General features: G+C 68.6%; 14 protein-coding genes, 1 tRNA gene and 1 pseudogene. 8 read left to right on the plus strand and 8 right to left on the minus strand.

What is annotated here, in order from left to right; all coding sequences use genetic code 11:
* Positions 1-25: 25 nt before the first annotated feature.
* Both IDM45_RS03485 and IDM45_RS03490 read right to left on the minus strand, forming a co-directional pair.
* On the minus strand, positions 26-562 hold the full coding sequence (locus IDM45_RS03485; protein ID WP_232653485.1) for a peptidylprolyl isomerase: 537 nt from the start codon (positions 560-562) through the stop codon (positions 26-28).
* 145 nt (positions 563-707) lie between these two features.
* Positions 708-1,256, minus strand: coding sequence for a tetratricopeptide repeat protein (locus IDM45_RS03490; RefSeq protein ID WP_209421628.1), 549 nt, complete (start codon positions 1,254-1,256; stop codon positions 708-710).
* A gap of 204 nt (positions 1,257-1,460) precedes the next feature.
* Between IDM45_RS03490 and cysS the strand changes: the two are divergent.
* The 6 genes and pseudogenes from cysS (at position 1,461) to IDM45_RS03520 (ending at position 7,200) form a co-directional block, all read left to right on the plus strand.
* Positions 1,461-2,836, plus strand: a pseudogene (gene cysS, locus IDM45_RS03495) (cysteine--tRNA ligase).
* 56 nt (positions 2,837-2,892) lie between these two features.
* The gene (locus IDM45_RS03500) at positions 2,893-3,549 is read left to right on the plus strand and encodes a DNA-3-methyladenine glycosylase family protein (RefSeq protein WP_408631645.1); all 657 of its coding nucleotides are present in this window, start codon (positions 2,893-2,895) and stop codon (positions 3,547-3,549) included.
* A gap of 114 nt (positions 3,550-3,663) precedes the next feature.
* Positions 3,664-4,638 (plus strand): acetyl-CoA carboxylase carboxyltransferase subunit alpha, encoded by a 975-nt coding sequence (locus IDM45_RS03505; protein ID WP_209421630.1) that lies wholly within the window; start codon positions 3,664-3,666, stop codon positions 4,636-4,638.
* An 83-nt stretch (positions 4,639-4,721) separates the two neighbouring features.
* Positions 4,722-5,678 carry a tRNA lysidine(34) synthetase TilS gene (gene tilS, locus IDM45_RS03510; RefSeq protein ID WP_209421631.1) on the plus strand — a complete coding sequence of 319 codons (957 nt, stop codon included), beginning with the start codon at positions 4,722-4,724 and terminating at the stop codon, positions 5,676-5,678.
* Between the two features lie 117 nt (positions 5,679-5,795).
* The gene (locus IDM45_RS03515) at positions 5,796-7,064 is read left to right on the plus strand and encodes an aspartate kinase (protein ID WP_209421633.1); all 1,269 of its coding nucleotides are present in this window, start codon (positions 5,796-5,798) and stop codon (positions 7,062-7,064) included.
* Positions 7,065-7,107: 43 nt separating this feature from the next.
* Positions 7,108-7,200, plus strand: a tRNA-Ser gene (locus tag IDM45_RS03520).
* A gap of 71 nt (positions 7,201-7,271) precedes the next feature.
* On the opposite strand, the gene IDM45_RS03525 is transcribed toward IDM45_RS03520, so the two are convergent.
* Positions 7,272-8,402: a YihY/virulence factor BrkB family protein gene (locus IDM45_RS03525; protein ID WP_209421635.1), complete on the minus strand. Its 1,131-nt coding sequence runs from the start codon at positions 8,400-8,402 to the stop codon at positions 7,272-7,274.
* Between the two features lie 260 nt (positions 8,403-8,662).
* Between IDM45_RS03525 and IDM45_RS03530 the strand changes: the two genes are divergently transcribed.
* Complete coding sequence (locus IDM45_RS03530; RefSeq protein ID WP_209421636.1) at positions 8,663-9,670, plus strand: D-2-hydroxyacid dehydrogenase family protein; 1,008 nt, start codon at positions 8,663-8,665, stop codon at positions 9,668-9,670.
* Positions 9,671-9,697: 27 nt separating this feature from the next.
* Here IDM45_RS03530 and IDM45_RS03535 read toward each other — a convergent pair whose 3' ends face one another.
* The 3 genes from IDM45_RS03535 to IDM45_RS03545 form a co-directional block, all read right to left on the minus strand.
* The gene (locus tag IDM45_RS03535; RefSeq protein WP_209421638.1) at positions 9,698-10,303 is read right to left on the minus strand and encodes a class I SAM-dependent methyltransferase; all 606 of its coding nucleotides are present in this window, start codon (positions 10,301-10,303) and stop codon (positions 9,698-9,700) included.
* Positions 10,304-10,448: 145 nt separating this feature from the next.
* The gene (locus tag IDM45_RS03540) at positions 10,449-11,663 is read right to left on the minus strand and encodes an MFS transporter (RefSeq protein WP_209421641.1); all 1,215 of its coding nucleotides are present in this window, start codon (positions 11,661-11,663) and stop codon (positions 10,449-10,451) included.
* A gap of 21 nt (positions 11,664-11,684) precedes the next feature.
* Positions 11,685-12,863 (minus strand): metallophosphoesterase, encoded by a 1,179-nt coding sequence (locus IDM45_RS03545; RefSeq protein WP_209421642.1) that lies wholly within the window; start codon positions 12,861-12,863, stop codon positions 11,685-11,687.
* A 333-nt stretch (positions 12,864-13,196) separates the two neighbouring features.
* Here IDM45_RS03545 and IDM45_RS03550 point away from each other — a divergent pair, with 333 nt between their 5' ends.
* Positions 13,197-14,933 (plus strand): long-chain fatty acid--CoA ligase, encoded by a 1,737-nt coding sequence (locus tag IDM45_RS03550; protein WP_209421644.1) that lies wholly within the window; start codon positions 13,197-13,199, stop codon positions 14,931-14,933.
* A 12-nt stretch (positions 14,934-14,945) separates the two neighbouring features.
* Here the strand turns inward: IDM45_RS03550 and IDM45_RS03555 are convergent, their stop codons facing one another.
* Together IDM45_RS03555 and IDM45_RS03560 are read right to left on the minus strand one after the other, a co-directional pair.
* Positions 14,946-15,941: a diguanylate cyclase domain-containing protein gene (locus tag IDM45_RS03555; protein ID WP_209421647.1), complete on the minus strand. Its 996-nt coding sequence runs from the start codon at positions 15,939-15,941 to the stop codon at positions 14,946-14,948.
* Positions 15,938-19,630: a response regulator gene (locus IDM45_RS03560; protein ID WP_209421649.1), complete on the minus strand. Its 3,693-nt coding sequence runs from the start codon at positions 19,628-19,630 to the stop codon at positions 15,938-15,940. The genes IDM45_RS03555 and IDM45_RS03560 overlap by 4 nt, the downstream gene beginning before the upstream one ends.
* Between the last annotated feature and the right edge of the window lie 49 nt (positions 19,631-19,679).

Below are 19,679 nucleotides of genomic sequence, written 5' to 3' on the forward strand. Positions count from 1 at the left end.
TCAAGGAATGTTCGGGGATGGAGGGTTACTTGGCATCGACCACTTTGGCCGACTCGATGACCACGGGCGTGGTCGGGACGTTCTGGTGCATTCCGCGGTTGCCAGTGGCCACGGCGCGGATCTTGTCCACCACGTCCTTGCCCTCGACCACGCGGCCAAATACAGCGTAGCCGTGGCCATCCGGGTTGGGGGCGTTGAGCATGGCGTTGTCGGCCACGTTGATGAAGAACTGCGCGGTGGCCGAATCAGGGTTGCCGGTGCGCGCCATGGCCACGGTGTACCTGTCGTTCTTCAGACCATTGGCGGCTTCGAGCTTGATGGGCGCGCGGGTGGGTTTTTGCTGCATCTCGGGCGTGAAGCCGCCGCCCTGGATCATGAAGCCGTCGATCACGCGGTGGAAGATGGTGCCGTCGTAGTGGCCGTCCTTGGCGTATTGCAGGAAGTTGGCCACCGTCTGCGGCGCGCGTGCTGCATCGAGCTGCAGCACGATGGCGCCCAGGGAGGTAGTCAGCCTGACCTTGGGTTCGGCGCTCTGGGCGTTTGCTGTTGCTACTGAGAACATAGCTGTCAACGCAAGCCCAGTAAGGGAAAACAGCGTTTTTCTTCTGAAATTCATGGCAATCATGGGCAAAGGCTTCTGTGGAAAGTCGGGCGAGCAAGGGTGCGGACAGGGCCGCAGCGCCGGCTGCCTGGGTGCCGGCTGAGGGTCACTGCCCGGCTGCGGGGGCCAGCACCTGGCGCACAGCCTGGAGCTTGGGCGCGGTGGTGCGGGCGGCGCCCGGCAGCTCGCTGGCGCGCTGGTAGGCCCGGGCAGCCAGGCGCACATAGATGTCGCCCAGATTTTCCTGGGCCACAGCGTAGTCGGGGCGGGCGCGTACGGCCTGCTCCAGCGCATCGCGCGCCTTGTCCAGTTCGCCGCGTGCGGCATACAGCACGGCCAGGTTGTTGTAGGGCTCGGGCAGCTCGGGGTAGGTTTCGGTCAGATCGACCAGGGCGGCAATGGCCTCGTCCGGGCGCTCCAGCTCGGTCAGGGCCAAGGCGCGCAGGAAGTGCAGTTGCGGATCGCGTCCGTTGGCGGCCAGGCGCTGCTCAAGCTGCTCCAGCGCCTGCTCACTTTTGCCAGCCTTGAGCAGCTGCTGCACGTCGCTGTAGGTCGTCGGCGCAGGCTGCTGGGCCTGGGCGCCGCCGGCCAGCAGCAGGGCTGCCAGGGCCAGCCGGCGCAGAAATGGGGAGGCAGGGCGGCAGGCAGGCGTCATGCGGAGGGGGCCGAGGAGGGGGCGGGCACGGGGGAGGTGGGAGAAGACAGGGCGCGCCGCAGGTTGCGGGGGGCAGGCTTATACTGCCGGCGATTGTAGCGATGGGTATGTCCGGCCTGCCCCAGGGCCTCTCGCTTGCACCCCTCGCCGGCCGCCCGCCTCCCGGGCCATCCGATCCCGCACTCCTCTCTCACTCTTTGCTGCATGAGCTTGCGTATCTACAACACGCTGTCGCGTGCGCTCGTGGATTTTTCCCCCCTGACCCCGGCCATGTCCGCATGTATGTCTGCGGCATGACCGTCTATGACCTGTGCCACCTGGGACATGCGCGCTCCATGATCGCCTTCGACGTGGTGCAGCGCTGGCTGCGCGCCTCGGGCTATGCCGTGACCTACGTGCGCAACATCACCGACATCGACGACAAGATCATCCGCCGCGCGCTGGAGGGCGGCGAGAGCGTGCGCAGCCTCACCGACCGCATGATCGACGCCCTGCACCAGGACGCCGACGCGCTGGGCATAGAGCGGCCCACGCACGAGCCGCGTGCCACCGACTACGTGCCGCAGATGCTGGACATGATCGGCCTGCTGCAAGGCAAGGGCCTGGCCTACCAGGCAGAGGGCGGCGACGTGAACTTCGCCGTGCGCCGCTTTCCCGGCTATGGCCGGCTGTCGGGCAAGACGCTGGACGAGCTCAACGCCGGCGAGCGCGTGGCCGTGGGCGAGGGCAAGCACGACCCGCTGGACTTCGTGCTGTGGAAGAGCGCCAAGGAGGGCGAACCGGACGAGGTCAAATGGCCCAGTCCCTGGGGTGCAGGCCGCCCGGGTTGGCACATCGAATGCTCGGCCATGGGCTGCGCACTGCTGGGTGAGAGCTTCGACATCCACGGCGGCGGCGCCGATCTGGCCTTCCCGCACCACGAAAACGAGATCGCCCAGAGCGAGGGCGCCACGGGCCAGCCCTTTGCCCAGGTCTGGATGCACAACGGCTTCATCAATGTGGACAACGAGAAGATGTCCAAGTCCCTGGGCAACTTCTTCACCATCCGCGACGTGCTGCAGCAGTACGAGGCGGAAGTGGTGCGCTTTTTCGTGGTGCGCAGCCACTACCGCAGCCCGCTGAACTACAGCGACGTACACCTGGACGATGCGCGCGCCGCCCTCAGGCGGCTGTACACGGCGCTCAGCCTGGTGGCGCCGGCGCCGGTGGCGATCGACTGGCGCACGCCGCACGCCGCGCGCTTCAAGGCTGCCATGGACGAGGACTTCGGCACGCCCGAGGCCGTGGCCGTGCTGTTCGAGCTAGCCAGCGAAGTCAACCGCAGCAAGTCGCCCGAGGTCGCCGGCCTGCTCAAGGCCCTGGGCGGCCAGCTGGGCCTGCTGCAGGGCGATCCGCAGGCCTTCTTGCAGGCCGGCGCGGGGCTGGACGCCGCTGCCATCGAGCAGCAGATCGCCGAGCGCGCCGCCGCCAAGGCAGCGAAGAATTTTGCCGAAGCCGACCGCATCCGCGCCGAATTGCTGGCGCGCGGCATCGTGCTCAAGGACAGCGCTGGCGGCACCACCTGGGAGGCGGTGCAGTGATGGGTGCAGCCATGTTTTTGCAGCCAAATCGGCTGCCAGCCCTTATGGAGTAAGCGGTGGCAGCTATCAAAAAAGAAGTCCCGCCAACCCTGCCGGGGCAGCCCGGCTATTGGCTGGAGGCCTGCAAGCACCTGGCGCGCAAGGATCGCGTCATGAAGCGCCTGATCCCGCAGTACGGCGACGCCATGCTCAGCTCGCGCGGCGACGCCTTCGCCACGTTGGCGCGCAGCGTGGTTGGCCAGCAGATCTCGGTCAAGGCGGCGCAAAGCGTATGGGATCGTTTTGCTGCACTGCCGCCGGCCATGACGCCGGCCCACGTGCTGCGCCTGCGCGTGGACGACATGCGCGCTGCCGGCCTGTCGGCGCGCAAGGTCGAGTACCTGGTCGATCTGGCGCTGCACTTCGACGCCGGCAAGCTCGAACCCGCGCGCTGGCAGGACATGGACGACGAGGCCATCATCCGCGAGCTGGTGGCGATTCGCGGCATCGGGCGCTGGACGGCGGAGATGTTCCTGATGTTCCACCTGCTGCGGCCCAATGTGCTGCCGCTGGACGACGTTGGCCTGATCCGTGGCATCAGCCAGAATTATTTTTCCGGCGAGCCGGTGAGCCGCAGCGACGCGCGCGAAGTGGCCCAGGCCTGGCGGCCTTGGTGCAGCGTGGCCACTTGGTATATTTGGCGCTCGCTGGATCCCCTGCCGGTCAACTACTGATCCAGCAACCGATCTCGGCGACTGATCCCAACGAACTCCTGACCCCACGTGCCCCCGGCAACGGGCACGGCTGGCACAGCCGGCAAGCCACGGGCCAGACGAGGAGCAAGCATCTTGGCAAAGAAAACCTTCCTGGACTTCGAGCAACCGATTGCGGAACTCGAAGGAAAAATCGACGAGCTGCGCTACGTGCAAAGCGAGAGCGCCGTGGACATCTCCGAGGAGATCGAGCAGCTCAGCAAGAAGAGCCACCAGCTCACCAAGGACATTTACAGCGATCTGTCGCCCTGGCAGATCACCAAAATCGCCCGCCACCCCGAGCGCCCGTACACGCTGGACTACGTGCGCGAGATCTTCACCGACTTCATCGAGCTGCACGGCGACCGGCACTTTGCCGACGACCAGTCCATCGTCGGCGGCCTGGCGCGCTTCAATGGCCACGCCTGCATGGTGCTGGGCCACCAGAAGGGGCGCGGCACCAAGGAGCGCGCCGCGCGCAACTTCGGCATGACCCGTCCCGAGGGCTACCGCAAGGCGCTGCGCCTGATGAAGACGGCAGAAAAGTTCAAGCTGCCGGTCTTCACCTTTGTCGATACGCCCGGCGCCTTCCCCGGCATCGACGCCGAGGAGCGCGGCCAGTCCGAGGCGATTGGCCGCAACATCTATGAGATGGCGCAGCTCGAAGTGCCCATCATCACCACGGTGATCGGCGAGGGCGGCTCGGGCGGGGCGCTGGCCATTTCGGTGGCCGACCAGGTCATCATGCTGCAGTACTCGGTCTATTCGGTCATCAGTCCTGAGGGCTGCGCCTCCATCCTGTGGAAGACCAGCGACCGCGCCCAGGACGCCGCCGAGGCCATGGGCATCACCGCGCATCGCCTCAAAGCCCTGGGCCTGGTGGACAAGATCGTGAGCGAGCCAGTCGGCGGCGCGCACCGCGACCACAAGCAGATGGCCTCGCTGCTCAAGCGCGCCCTGGGCGACGCCTGGCGCCAGGTGACCGATCTGAAGGCCAAGGAATTGCTGGAGCGGCGCTACGAGCGGCTGCAAAGCTACGGGCGCTTCAACGACACCAAGGCTGAGCGCTGACGGGCGGTCTGCCCCGCTGAGCGACCATGTGACGGCCCTGCGGGGCCGTCGTGCTTGGTGTCGGCATACGCGCCAACAAACCCATGACCCAGAGCTTTGCCGCTGCCATCGCCGCCTTCGCCCCGCGCCTGCCCCTGGGCGTGGCGCTCAGCGGCGGGGCCGATTCCAGCGCACTGCTGATCGCCTGCGCCGAGCGTTGGCCGGGCCAGGTCAGCGCGCTGCACGTACACCACGGCCTGCAGGCGGCGGCAGATGACTTTGAGCGCCAGTGCCGGGCGCTGTGCGCGCGCCTGGGCGTGCCGCTGGCCGTGCGCCATGTCGATGCCCGGCCCGCTGCTGGCCAAAGCCCGGAAGATGCGGCGCGGCAGGCCAGATATGCAGCTTTTTCGGCCCTGGCCCAAGCCAGTCAAGCGCGACTAGCTATACAAAGCATAGCGATAGCGCAACACGCGGACGACCAAGTCGAGACTATCTTGCTGGCCCTGTCGCGCGGCGCCGGCGTGGCCGGGCTGGCCGCCATGCCGCAGCACTGGCAGCGCGGCAGCCTGCACTGGCACCGGCCCCTGCTGCGCGTGGCCGGCGCCGAGCTGCGCCAGTGGCTGCGTACGCGCGGCGAGACCTGGATCGAAGACCCGACCAACAGCGACGAGCGCTACACGCGCAACCGCATCCGCGCCCGCCTGCTGCCGGCGCTGGCGCAGACCTTCCCGCACTTTCGCGACACCCTGGCGCGCAGCGCCGCCCACGCCGCGCAGGCCAGCGAACTGCTGCTGGAGCTGGCCCAGGCCGATCTGGCGCAGATCGGCACGCCGCCGCGCATCGCCGCGCTGCGCGCGCTCAGCCATGCGCGCCAGGCCAACGTGCTGCGCCACTGGCTGAAAAGCTGCCACGCCACCACGCCCAGTGCCGCGCAACTGGCCGAACTGCAGAGGCTGATCGCTGCCTGCCGCACACGCGGGCACGGCATCGACCTCAAAGTCGGCGCCGCCCGGGTCGTGCGCGCGGGCGCCAATCTGGCGTGCCTCGATTGCTACAATTGACCGGTTTTGGTCTTCTCCACCCCTCACACGGAGCGCCGGCGCGCCAAAACAGCCTTCGAGCACCCCTTCAGCGCCGCGAGTCAATCGGGCAGGCGCTTCGTGTCACAGCACACCAACATGGCTCTGATCGTTCATAAATACGGCGGCACGTCGATGGGCTCGCCCGAGCGCATCCGCAACGTCGCCAAGCGCGTGGCCAAGTGGGCGCGGGCCGGCCACCAGATGGTGGTGGTGCCCAGCGCCATGAGCGGCGAAACCAACCGCCTGCTCGGCCTGGCCAAGGAACTGGCCCCGTCCAACAAAAATACCGCCTACCACCGCGAGCTGGACATGCTGGCTGCCACCGGCGAGCAGGCTTCGTCTGCACTGCTGGCGCTGGCTCTGCAGGCCGAGGGTATGCCGGCCATCAGCTACACCGGCTGGCAGGTGCCGGTGCGCACCGATTCCAGCTACACCAAGGCGCGCATCGAGTCCATCGACGACCAGCGCGTGCGCGCCGACCTGGACGCTGGCCGCGTGGTCATCGTGACGGGCTTCCAGGGCATCGACGGCGAAGGCCACATCACCACGCTGGGCCGTGGCGGCTCGGACACCTCGGCCGTGGCCATCGCCGCTGCCATGAAGGCCGCCGAAGTGCTGATCTACACCGACGTGGACGGTGTCTACACGACTGATCCGCGCGTGGTGCCCGAGGCGCGGCGTCTCAATTCGCTGAGCTTCGAGGAAATGCTGGAGATGGCCAGCCTGGGCAGCAAGGTGCTGCAGATCCGCTCGGTGGAGTTCGCCGGCAAGTACAAGGTGCCCATGCGCGTGCTGTCGAGCTTCACGCCCTGGGACATCGACCTGAACGAAGAAGCCAAGTCCGGCACATTGATCACTTTCGAGGAAGACGAACAAATGGAAAAAGCCGTCGTATCCGGCATCGCGTTCGCACGCGACGAGGCCAAGATCTCCGTGCTCGGCGTGCCCGACACGCCCGGCATCGCGCACCAGATCCTGGGCGCGGTGGCGCAGGCCAACATCGATGTGGACGTGATCATCCAGAACGTCGGCAAGGAAGGCCGCACCGACTTCAGCTTCACCGTCAATCGTGGCGACTACCAGCGCACGCTGGATCTGCTCAAGGAAAAGGTGATCCCGCAGCTGGGCGCTGAAGAAGTGCTGGGCGACGACAAGATCGCCAAGGTGAGCATCGTCGGTATCGGGATGCGCAGCCACGCCGGCGTGGCCAGCACCATGTTCCGCGCGCTGGCCGAGGAGAACATCAACATCAAGATGATCTCCACCTCCGAGATCAAGACCTCGGTGGTCATCGACGACAAGTACGTGGAGCTGGCCGTGCGCGCGCTGCACAAGGCTTTCGGGCTGGATCAGGCAGTCGCCTGAGTTTTCTTGTCGAGCCCCGAAAATGGGGCATAATCGCGGTTTTGGAGACGTGACCGAGTGGCCGAAGGTGCTCCCCTGCTAAGGGAGTATGGGGTGTAGAGCCTCATCAAGGGTTCGAATCCCTTCGTCTCCGCCAAGACAAAAGCCCGAGTGCAGCAATGCCCTCGGGCTTTTTTGTTCGGTCTTTGCGCTGTGGCCCAGGGCCGGCTAGCGCGAGAGGTGCTGCACCTTTTTGAATTCGGCCTTGCGCCGCCGTGCCAGCAAGTTGGCCGCCAAGTGCAGGCCGGCAATCGCAACCAGTTCGTAGAGCACTCGCGCCGCCGCCGTGCGGGCCTGCTGGCCCGTCATGTTTTGCGTGGCCTGCAGTCCTGCCAGCGGCGTGGCCGGGGCCGGGGCCGGGGCCGGGCTGGTGGGCTGGGCGGTGTGCGCGCTGGCCTCCAGCGGCCTGCCGGCGTCCGCCGTCGCGCGCGTGGCCTCTGCAGCCCGCGCTGCCGAGGTCGAGCCATGCTCGTCGGCATAGACCTTGGTGAACTCCGCGCCCAGCAAAAAGATCTGCGCCGCGTAATAGACCCAGGCCAGCAGCACCACCAGCGAACCTGCGGCCTGGAAGGATTCGGTGATGCCACTCTTGCCGATGTACAGGCCGATCAGCACCTTGCCGACCTCGAACAGCACGGCCGTAGCCACTGCGCCAACGCGCACGTCGCGCCAGGCCACCGGCGTGCTGGGCATGAGCTTGAAGATCATGGCAAACAAAACCGTGCTCAGCAGCAGCGAGATCGCCACGTTGACAGCGTGCAGCAACAACTCCGAAGCCGGCAGCAGGGCGCCGACCCAGCCACCCAGGGCTGATGTCGCAGCGCTGGCCACCAGCGATACCATCAACATGAAGGCCAGGCCCAGGATCAGGCCGAACGACAGCAGCCGCGCCCGCAGCACCCCCCACAGGCCCTGGGGTTTTTCGCGCTCGGGCACATGCCAGATGCGATCGAGTGCGCTTTGCAGCTCGGCAAAGACCGTGGTGGCGCCTGCCAGCAGCACGGCCACGCTGATGGTGCCGGCGACCAGGCCGCGTTCGGTGTCGCTGGCACTGGCGACCAGGCCCTGCACCAGGCTGGCGCCGTCACGCCCGATCAGGCCCGTGAGCTGGCCGGTGATCTGCCCCATCACCGCATCGCGCCCGAACAGCGCGCCGGCAATGGCGATCACGATCACCAGCAGCGGCGCCAGCGAGAACACGGTGTAGTACGAGATGGCCGCGCCCATGCTGGGCGCGAAGTCGTCCGACCAGGCACTGACGGCCTTTTTTCCCAACTCGAAGATGTGTTTGAAATCCATGGCATTTGCAGGCGGTGGCCAGTCGGCGCGATCGGCTTTGACGATGGCACCGGCTGTGGCGCGCCGCCGTAGGGCCGTTGGCTGAGGCGGCGTAGGAAACCAAAGCGCTGCACGCTGCCCGGCAAAGGCAACCAAGCGTGACACCAGCCCTGTGCGGGGCGGTACTCAGCCCTCATCCCTGACAATAACCCTTTGCCAGCAAGGCACTGGCGGTGTGCAGGCGCGCCGCCCGGCTGCCGCAAGAAGGATTTTTGACAACGATGAACATCGTCATCCTCGACGACTACCAGGACGCGGTGCGCAAGCTGCACTGCGCCGCGCGGCTCGATGGCTACTCGGCCAAGGTCTATACCAACAACGTCAAGGGCCTGGGCCAGCTGTCGGTGCGCCTGCGCGATGCCGACATCATTGTGCTGATCCGCGACCGCACCCAGATCACGCGCCAGCTGGTGGACAAGCTGCCGCGCCTCAAGCTCATTGCCCAGACCGGGCGCGTGGGCAGCCACATCGACATCCCCGCCTGCACCGAGCGCGGCGTTGCCGTGGCCGAGGGCGTCAGCTCCCCCGTGGCGCCAGCCGAGCTGACCTGGGCGCTGATCATGGCCGCCATGCGTCGGCTGCCGCAGTACATCGCCAACCTCAAGCACGGCGCCTGGCAGCAGTCGGGCCTGCGTGCGGCCTCCATGCCGGCCAACTTCGGCATCGGCACGGTGCTGCGTGGCCGGGCGCTGGGCATCTGGGGCTATGGCCGGGTCGGCCAGATCGTCGCCGGCTATGGCCGGGCGTTTGGCATGAACGTGCGCGTGTGGGGCAGCGAGGCCTCGCGCGCCCAGGCGCTGGCCGACGGCCTGCAGGTGGCGCGCACGCGCAGCGAGTTCTTTGCCGAGTGCGATGTGCTGTCGGTACACCTGCGCCTGAGCGAGGACACACGCGGGCTGATCACGCTGGAGGACTTGTCCACCATGAAGCCCTCGGCGCTGTTCGTGAACACCTCGCGCGCCGAGCTGCTGGCGCCCGATGCGCTGATCGCCGCGCTCAACCGCGGCCGGCCCGGCATGGCGGCGGTGGATGTCTTCGAGGTCGAGCCCATCTTGCAGGGCCACGCCCTGCTGCGGCTGGAAAACTGCGTGTGTACGCCGCACATCGGCTACGTTGAGCAAGACAGCTACGAGCTGTACTTCGGCGCAGCCTTCGATAACGTGGTCAATTTCATCAAGGGCACGCCGACCAACATCGTCAACCCTGGCGCGCTGCAGGTGCGCCGCTGAACAGGGGGCGGCGAGGCGCAGGGAGCTTCAGTCGTCCAGCGTCTCCAGCGCAAACAGCGGCACCTGGGCGCCCCGGCTCAGCCACAGGCCGCCGCCCAGGTTGATGAAGTGCGGCTGCAGCGCCCGGCGGTACAGGCTGGCGCGGTGGCGGTGCAGGCGCGGATCGGTGAGCTCCTCGTCGATGGTGCCGGCCTCGTAGTCCTCGCGCGCCACAGCCTCCAGGTACAGCGCCCCGGCGCACAGGCGGCCCAGATTGGCGATGGCGGCCTTCAGTTCGCGCGGCGCCAGGTAGGGCAGCACGCCCTGGCAGATGACGAAATCGAATGGCGCATCGGCCACATAGTCCACCACCGAGCCTTGCTGCCAGCCGTGGCGCTCGCACAGGTACTGGCTGAATTCCACGCCCTGGTAATGCGCTGCCGGCAGGTGCTGCGCCACCAGCGGCTGCCACAGGCCGATGCCGCAGCCCATGTCCAGCACGCGCGCCAGCGGCAGGCGCAGATAGTGCAGGTAGCCGAACACGAAGGCCGCCAGCCGTGCCAGGTGCTGCGGGTCGGCCACGCTGGTCTTCCTGTCCAGGTAGTAGCGTTGGTAGTAGGCCTCGTCGAACCAGTGCGCGCCGGCAGATTGCATGGGCGTAAAACTCCTGTGCCAGCCAGTATCTGGCTGCGTGGGGATGATGGTAATTCAGGGTCGAATACAGCTCAAAATATGAGTGTTTTTGGCCTCAAAGCCTTGCCTGGCAAGCGATGGCAGCTATCAAAAAGATAATCACCAGTCATGATTGAACGCTGGCCCGGCGCTGTTGCAGCGCGCCCCAGGCCAGCAGCGCCAGCACCAGCGCCACCAGCGGCAACATGCCGGCGTTGATGCCATTCCAGCCCACCGTGTGCAGCAACTGGCCCGAGCCGAACGAGGCCACGGCCACGGTGCCGAAGACCAGGAAATCATTGAGCGCCTGCACCTTGGCGCGCTCGGACGGGCGGTAGCACTCGGTCAGCAGGGCGGTGGCGCCGATGAAGCCGAAATTCCAGCCCACCCCCAGCAGGATCAGCGCGCCCCAGAACTCCACCAGACCCAGGCCGGCCAGCGCCAGCACACCCGAGGCGGCAATCAGCGCCAGGCCCAGCGCGGTGATGCTGCGCTTGCCAAAGCGCGCGATCAGCCGGCCCGTGAAGAAGCTGGGCGCGAACATGGCCAGCACATGCCACTGGATACCCAGGGCGGCCTCGCCCACGCCATGCCCGTGCCGCACCATCGCCATCGGGGCGGCGGTCATCAGGAACGACATCAGCCCATAGCTGACCACGCCGGCCAGCGCGGCCACCACGAACTGCGGCGTGCGGGCGATCTCGCCCAGGGGCCGCGCGCCGCCGCCGTGCGCCACCGGCGGGGCCGGCGGCAGACGCAGCAGCGCCAGCAGCGGCAGCGCCAGCAAGGCCAGGGCTGCCTGGCTGTAGAAACTGCCGGCAAATGGCGTGGCCGGCAGCGCGTCGCGCGTCCAGATGACTACCTGCGGGCCGATGACGGCGGCAATCAGGCCGCCGACCATGACGCGCGAGATGGCGTTGGCGTGGCGCGCCGGCTCGCCCACGGCGTCGGTAGCGGCGAAGCGGTAGCTCTGCACGCAGGCGCCGTAGAAACCAGCCAGCGTCGTGCCCAGGCAAAACAGTACGAAGTCCGCCCGCGCGATGCCCCAGGCCGCCACCAGCCCGGACAGCACACCCAAAATCGCTCCCAGCACATAGGCCGGGCGTCGCCCGGCGCGGTGCATCAGCCAGGCCGCCGGCAGCGTGGACAGTGCCAGGCCGAGCTGGTACAGGCTGACCGGCAGGGTCGAGGCCGTGGGCGTGGACGACAGCATCTGCCCGACCAGCCCGCCCAGCGAGATGATGATGGGCGGCGAGGCGCCGCCCAGCGACTGGGCGGCCACCAGCAGGGCCAGGTTGCGCCGTTCGCTGGCGGGGCTGTGCAGGTCGGATGGAGTGGTCATGGGCTGCAAAAAAGTCAATGCTCAGCGCGCTGGGGCAGCACGGCGCAGCGTCAGCACGTCGATATGCGGCGGCACGCCCAGGCGCACGGCAAAGCCGGCCCACAGACCGGCGCCATTGGTCACGAACAGTCGCATGTCGCCCACAGCGTAGCTGCCGCGCACGAAGCCGTTGTTGAACGGCGCCACCACCCAGCGATCCATGCCGCGGATGTGGCCGCCGTGCGTGTGGCCGGAGATCTGCAGGCCTACGCCGTGCGCGGCATTGTCCCGCGCAAAGCGCGGCTGGTGCGCCAGCAGCAGGTGGAAGTCAGCCCCTGCCGCCCGAGCCTGGGCAGCGACGGCGGCCACGTCCGGCGCCACGCCCTCGGGCACGGCGGGGTCGGCGTTGTGGACGGACGTGCGGCCATACACCGGGTCGCCAATGCCCGACAGCGCCAGCCGGGCGCCGCCGATGTCCAGCACCTGCGTCTGGTTCTGCAGCACGGCCAGGCCCAGGCGGCGCAGCTCGGCCATCCAGGCGTCGTAGCCGCTGTAGTACTCGTGGTTGCCCGGTGCCAGCCAGACGCCGTGCGGCGCGCGCAATCGGGCCAGGGCGGCGATGTGTGGGCCGGTGGTGGCCACATCGCCATCGACCATGTCGCCAGGCAGCACGATTAGGTCGGGCTGCGCTGCCAGGGTGCGCTCGACCACGGCCTGCACATAAGCGCCGCCGTTGACCGGGCTGGCGTGGATGTCGGCCAGCACGGCCACGCGCAGGCCGTCCAGGGCGGCGGGTAGCAGCGGCAGCTCCAGCGCCTGCTCGCGCACCGTGGGCGGCTGCAGCGCCTGCCAGACGCCGAAGCCGCTGGCCGCGCCGGTCAGCAGCACGGCCAGCAGCGTCAGGGTGGCGCCGTGCAGCCGCGCCATCCAGATTCGGGCGCCAGCCAGCCGGGCGGCCAGCCAGGCAGCGTCGCGCAACAGGGCAAAGGGCAGCAGCAGGCCCAGCGTGGCCAGCGCCCAGCCGGCAGGCACCTGCAGCCGGGCGATGGTGGCGTAGTCCAGGCTGGCGGTCTGCAGCAGTTGCAGCAGCAGCGCCTGCGCAGCGCCGGCCAGGGCGGTGACGAGAGTGGCCAGCACCCGCCAGCGGCGCGCCAGAGCGCCCACCGGCCACCACAGCCACAGACTGAGCAGCACGATGATCGGAGTGGCAAGCAAAACCATGGGAAAAGCAGGTAGTGGGGCAGACGGTGCAGACGGGGCAGCGCCAGCCGCAGGGGCGCGCAGTGCTGGCGCGGCCGTGCGAGGGTGCGCGCAGGCAGGGCGGCGGCTGATGAGCAAAATGGCCAGATGCAGCGCAGAAGATGCAGCAGCCGGACGGCGCAAGGGGCTGAGCATACCCGCGCACTGCTGGCCGGCCTGCGTCGCCTGGGTGACGCCTTGTGCGGGCCAACCCGGTGACAGGAAGCGCCCCGGCGGCTTAGGCTTGGCGCCTTTCCCCGCAGCTTTGCACCCCGCAGTTTCGCCGGCTCCGGCGCCATCAACGAGCACACTCCCGTGACCCAGACCGCCCCTTGCGCTACCGTCCCCGCATCTACCCCCGCCCACTACGCCTTCTGGCCAGCGCGCCTGCCGCACGCCATCACCGTCCCGGCCACCAGCGTCTGGGACAACCTGGCCGTCAACGCCCGCCGCTATCCGGACAAGCCGGCCATGGTCTTCCTGGGCCGCTCCACCAGCTACGGTGAGCTGTGCGCCGCCACCGAGCGCCTGGCGGCCTGGCTGCATGGCATCGGCGTGCAACGCGGCGACCGCGTCCTCCTGCTGGCGCAGAACACGCCACAACTGGTGCTGGCGCACTACGCCATCCTGCGCGCCAACGCCGTGGTGGTGCCGATCAACCCCATGAACGTGGCCGAGGAGCTCAAGCACTACATCCAGGACTCGGGCGCCCGGGTGGCCATCACCACTGCCGATCTGGCCGGGCAGTTGGCGCGTGCCAGCAACGAGCTGCCCGAAGGCGAGCGCCTGCAGCACCTGCTGGTCAGCCGCCTGGCCGACGAGTTCGATGCCGATGTGCAAGGCCCGGCGGCGCCGCCCGAGGCCTGGCGGGGCTGGCTGCTGGGCGAACATCCGCCGGTGCAGCTCGACGGCGGCCAGGTTCATGCCTGGACGGATGCCCGGCAATGCCAGGACGCGCCGCCCGCGCACACCGTGGGGCGGGGCGACATGGCCGTGCTGCCCTACACCAGCGGCACCACCGGCCTGCCCAAGGGCTGTGTCCACCTGCACCGCAGCATCAACCACAACGCCGTGGCCAGCGCCCTGTGGGGTACGGCCAGCAGCGAGAGCGTGGTCTTGGCCGTGGTGCCCATGTTCCACATCACCGGCATGGTGGCCGTGCTGCACAGCAGCATCTACAGCGGCGCCACGCTGATCCTGATGCCGCGCTGGGATCGGGAGTTGGCCGGGCGACTGATCTCGCACTACCAGGTGACCAACTGGACCAACATCCCGACCATGGTCATCGACTTGCTGGCCAGCCCGAACTTCGCCTCGTTCGACCTGTCCAGCCTGAAATACATCGGCGGCGGTGGCGCTGCCATGCCGCAGGCCGTGGCGCAGCGCCTGCTGGAGCAGTACGGCCTGCGCTTTTCCGAGGGCTACGGCCTGACGGAAACGGCCGCGCCCTCGCACAGCAACCCGCCTGACCGCCCCAAGCAGCAATGCCTGGGCATTCCCTTCATGAGCACCGATGCGCGCATCGTCGATCCCGGCACCCTGCAGGAGCTGCCCCAGGGCGAGCAAGGCGAGATCGTGGTGCATGGCCCCGAGGTCTTCGAGGGCTACTGGAAGCGCCCGGACGCTACCGAGCAGGCTTTCTTCGAGCTGGACGGCAAGCGGTTCTTCCGCACCGGCGACCTGGGCCGCATGGACGAGGATGGCTATTTCTTCATTACCGACCGCCTGAAGCGCATGATCAACGCCAGCGGCTTCAAGGTCTGGCCGGCGGAGGTCGAGGCATTGATGTTCCGCCACCCGGCGGTGCAGGAAGCCTGCGTGATCGGCACGACGGACGCCTACCGGGGCGAATCGGTCAAGGCGGTGGTGGTGCTGCGCGCCGGGCACGAGCAGACCACCGAGCAGGACATCATCGACTGGTGCCGCGAGAACATGGCGGTGTACAAGGCGCCGCGCGCGGTCAGCTTCGTGGCGCAGCTGCCCAAGAGCGGCAGCGGCAAGGTCATGTGGCGGCTGCTGCAGGAAAACGAGGACGCCGCCAGCGCGGCCTGAGCGCCCCGCCCCCTAGCCGCGCTGCTCCAGCCAGGCCAGATAGCGCATCCCGGCTGGTGCGCTGGCCTGGCGGTTGCGCCCGTCGGCCTTGGCCTGGTAGAGCGCGGCGTCGGCACCGGCCAGCAGTTGCTGCGCCTCGTCGCCCTGGGCCGGCAGGCATACGGCCACGCCCAGGCTCACCGTGACATGCGGAGCCACCGCCGAGGTGGCGTGCTCCAGCTGCAATTCCTCCACGGCGTGCCGGATGGCTTCGGCCTTGGCCTGGGCGCCGGCCAGGGTGCTGCCGCCCAGCAGGCAGGCGAACTCCTCGCCGCCGTAGCGCGCCGCCAGGTCGTGCGGGCGTGCGGCGTGGCGCGCGATGGTGGCTGCCACCGCCTGCAGGCAGGCATCGCCTGCCGGATGGCCATAGTGGTCGTTGTAGCGCTTGAATTGGTCGATATCGATCAGCAGCAGCGCCAGCGGTTCGCTGCAGCGGATGGCGCTGCGCCACTCCACGTCCAGCGCCTCGTCGAAGCGGCGCCGGTTGGCAATGCCCGTCAGGCCGTCGATGAAGGCCAGGGCGCGCAGGCGGTCACTCTGGGCCTTGAGCGTCAGGTGGGTGCGCACGCGCGCCCGCACCACGGCCGGGTTGACGGGCTTGCTGATGAAGTCCACGCCGCCGGCCTCCAGCGCGGTCGTCTCCTCCTGCGGACTGCTCAGGCTGGTGATGAAGATGACCGGGATGTCCGCCGTCAGCGGCTCGGCCTTCAGGCGGCGGCACACCTCCAGGCCGTCCATGCCGGGCATGACGATGTCCAGCAGGATCATGTCCGGCAGGCGTTGGCTGCGGCAGAACTGGAGGGCCTGCTCGCCGCTGGTGGCCATGAAGACCTCATGGTCGCCCTGGAAGATGCGGTGCAGCGTCTGGATGTTGATGGGCTGGTCGTCCACGATGAGCAGGCGTGCCTTCGGGATCGCGGTCGGGGTGTCGGGCAGCGGGGGCGCCGTGTGTTGGGGATCGAAGCTCATGGAAGCTGGTTCAGCCAGGAAGTGATCAGGGTGCGCGCCTGGGGGAAGTCGAGCTGGCGCACGCTGTCCTGCACTGCGGCGAGGCGCTGCGAGTCGCTGCTGACGAGCGCCTGGGCCAGCTCCAGCGCGCGCATGTTGTTTTCTGCCAGCAGGCGGTCGAGGGTCTGCAGGCGTTGGCGCAGATCGTCCGTTGCCGCCGCGTCCGGGGCGGCGGCGCCGGCTTGAGCGGCCTGCTCGTGCTCCTGCACATGTATCTGGCAGGTCTGCTGCAGACGGGCAATGCTGCGGTCAAGGGTCTGCTGCAAAAGCTCCAGGGTCTGCTGCAGGGCCGGCGCTTCGGCGCCCTGGTCGATCAGCGCCTGCGCTGCTGCGCACTGCCGGGCCAGGGCGCTGGCGCCGAGCGTGGCCGCCAGGCCCTTGAGGGTGTGCAGGATGCGGTGGGCGGCGCTGCGGTCGCCCTGCAGCAGCGCCTGGTGGGCCTGCCTGGCACTGCCTTGCTGCTGCCGGGCGAAGTCCTGCACCAGCCGGGCGTGCAGGCTGCGGTCGCCACCCAGGCGCTGCCAGGCGGCAGGCAGGTCGAGTTCATCCGCACGGAGCAGGGCGGCAGCGTCATGCTCCGGCGCAGTTGGGGCGGGCAGGGCTGCGGCGGTGTGCTGCGGGCTGTCTGCCTCGTCGGGGCGCCCGCACTGGCGCAGCACGGCGGCCACCAGGTCGGCCCGATCCACGGGCTTGGCGATGTGGTCGTCCATGCCCACGGCCAGGCAGGCCGCCCGGTCGGCCGGCTGGGCATTGGCGGTCATGGCGATGATGGGCAGCGTGCCGCTCAACTCGGCGCGGATGCGGCGCGTGGCCTCGTAGCCGTCCATGACCGGCATCTGGATGTCCATCAGCACGGCGTCCGGCAGGCTGCCCTGGCGCAGCGCTGTGCGGATGTGCTCCACGCCCTCCAGGCCATTGACCGCCACGCTGACGCGGGCACCGGCCTGCCTCAGCAGTTCGCAGGCCACCTGCTGGTTCAGCGGGTTGTCCTCCACCAGCAGCAGCTGCAGGCCGGCCAGGGGCTGGCCCGGGTCGGCTGGCAGGGCGCTGCCGTGCAGCACCGAGGCGCCGCCAGTGGCCTGGGCCACGGCATCGAACAGCGCCGAGGGGGTGATGGGCTTGATCAGGTGCTGCTGGGGCTGCCCGTCCTCCAGGCTGGCCTGGTGCTCAAGCAGGCGCTTTTGGCCATGGATGGTGGTCAGGAAGATCGCCGGAGGGGCCGCGTCCAGGTGGGCCTGCAGGTGCAGGCTTGTCTGCCAGCCATCGACCCCGGGCAGGCCGCAATCGATGCAGGCCGCGCTGAAGGGCCGGGCCTGCTGCAGCGCACGCTGCAGCAGCGCCAGGGCCTCGGCGCAGTCGGCAGCGCATTCGCTGGCCCAGCCAAAGGACTGCGCCATGTGCGCCAGCGCCTGGCGCGTGCTGGCGTTGTCATCCACGATCAGCAGGCGCACATCACCCAGGCGGACGGCCTCGCCCTCGGGTGCGATCTCGCCCGCAGCGCGCACGCCGTGACGCGCATCGAGGACAAAGTCCAGCGCGAAGGCAAAGCGGCTGCCGCGCCCGGGCGTGCTGTCCACCTCCAGCTGCCCGCCCATGAGCTGCACCAGTGACTGGCTGATGGCCAGGCCCAGGCCCGAGCCGCCGTATTGCCGGGTGGTGCTGCTCTCGGCCTGGGTGAAGCTGTCGAAGATCGCCTCCAGCCGGTCGGCGGCGATGCCGATGCCGGTGTCGCGCACGGCGAATTCGATGCACACCGCATCGGCGCTCCAGCGCAGCGGGCGCAGGCAGACCGCAACTTCGCCGGCCGGGGTGAACTTGAGCGCATTGCTGGCCAGGTTGAGCAGCACCTGCTGCAGCCGCAGCGCATCGCCTACCAGGGTGCGCGGCGTGTCCGGCGCGATCTCGAACAGCACCTCCACTGGCTTGTCGCCCAGCGCTGCCGCCAGCATGACCGCCAGATTGCGCAGCAGCTCGTCCAGGGCAAACGGGCGCTGCTCCAGGTGCAGCCGCCCGGCCTCGATGCGCGAGAAGTCCAGGATGTCGTTGACGATGGCCAGCAGCGAGCGCGCGGCGCCGTGCGCCTTGAGCACATAGTCCTGCTGGTGTGGCTGCAAGGCGGTGTGCTCCAGCAGCTGCAACATGCCCAGGATGGCGTTCATGGGCGTGCGGATCTCGTGGCTCATGTTGGCCACGAAGCTGCTCTTGGCGGCGTTGGCCGCATCCGCCGCCGCCTTGGCCTGGCGCAGCGCCAGCTCCTGCTGCTTGGCGTCGGTGACGTCGTGGATGTAGCCGTGCCACAGCACGCCGCCCGCGTCCAGGCGCTGGGGCTGCGCCAGGCCCGACAGCCAGCGCAGGCCCCGCTGTGGGTGCAGCACGCGGTACTCGGCACGCCACAGGCTCAGCTGCCGTGCAGACTGCTCGATGCTTGCCTGCACCTGCTGCAGGTCATCCGGATGCAGGACTGCGAAAACGGCTGCGGCGTCGTGCTGCACCTGCTGCGGCTGCACGCCGTAGATTTCCTCGATGCCGCTGGAGGCATAGACCATGGCGCTGCTGCCATCTGGGCGCAGCAGGTATTGGTACAACATGCCGGGCACGTTCTCGGCGATGCGCTCCAGCCGCTCGCGCTGCGCCTGCAACGCCTGCTCGGCCTGGGCCGCCTGCTGCATGGCCTGGCGCTGGCGCCGCTGCAGCGCCCACAGGCCGCCGGCCGAAGCGCCGCCCAGGGCCAGAAACAGCAGCGCCAGCTGCCAGGTGCGGCGGCGCCAGGCGGTATGGATGACGTGCAGATCGCGCGAGGCCCAGACCACCAGCGGCTGATCCATGCGCAGCTGGGCCGGCGCCACGGTGTGCTGTGCCAGCAGGCGCTGCTCTGCCGTGGCATGAACCATGCCGGAGCGCACGCTGGCTGGCTGGCGGCTGTCCAGATGCTGGCTGAACAGGGTGCCGGGCAGGCGCAGCTCCTTGCCGACGACATCCGGGCGCGGCGGCATCATCAGGAACATCCTGCCGCTGCCATGCACCACGGCAGTCCACATGTCGGGCGCATAGCGCACCGAGTCGAGCAGCGTCTGGAACTCCTGCGGATCGACGCTGGCCGTGACCACGCCGGCAAACTGCCCCTGCTCATCGTGCAGCACGCGCGCCATGGTCATAGTCCAGGCACCCAGGGCGCTCATGAAAGGCGGGCCGACGATGAGCGTGTCCGGATCACCTGCCGCGTGTGCGGAGCGGAAGTAGACGCGCTCGCTGAAGTCCGCGCCCAGAAGCTCCACCCGGTTGGAAGCCTGGACGATGCCGCTGGCATCCAGGATGTTCATCACCCGCAGGCCCGGCATGGTGCCCACCAGGGCGCGCAGCCGGCGGTTGGCGCCGGCCAGGTCGTTGTCCTCGGCCTGCCACAGCGGCAGATCCTGGCTCAGGCCCAGCAGCGCCTGGTTGATGCCCTGCAGCTGGCGGCTGAGGTTGTCGTGGATGACCCGGGCCTGCACGGCCAGGCGCTCGCGCTCGCGCCCCTGCACTGCACGGTATTCGTCGTATTGCAGCCAGGCCAGCATGATGGCCATCAATAGCAGACTGCCGCCCAGCAGCAGCCACTGGACGGACCGCCCGTCATGCCGAGGCTGTCCTGTTGATGCGAGGCGAAACATGGTGTCAATTATCGTTACATCCCTGCCAACAGCCTTACCGCCACGCCAG

It is taken from the genome of Melaminivora jejuensis (assembly GCF_017811175.1).
GTDB lineage: Bacteria > Pseudomonadota > Gammaproteobacteria > Burkholderiales > Burkholderiaceae_C > Melaminivora > Melaminivora jejuensis.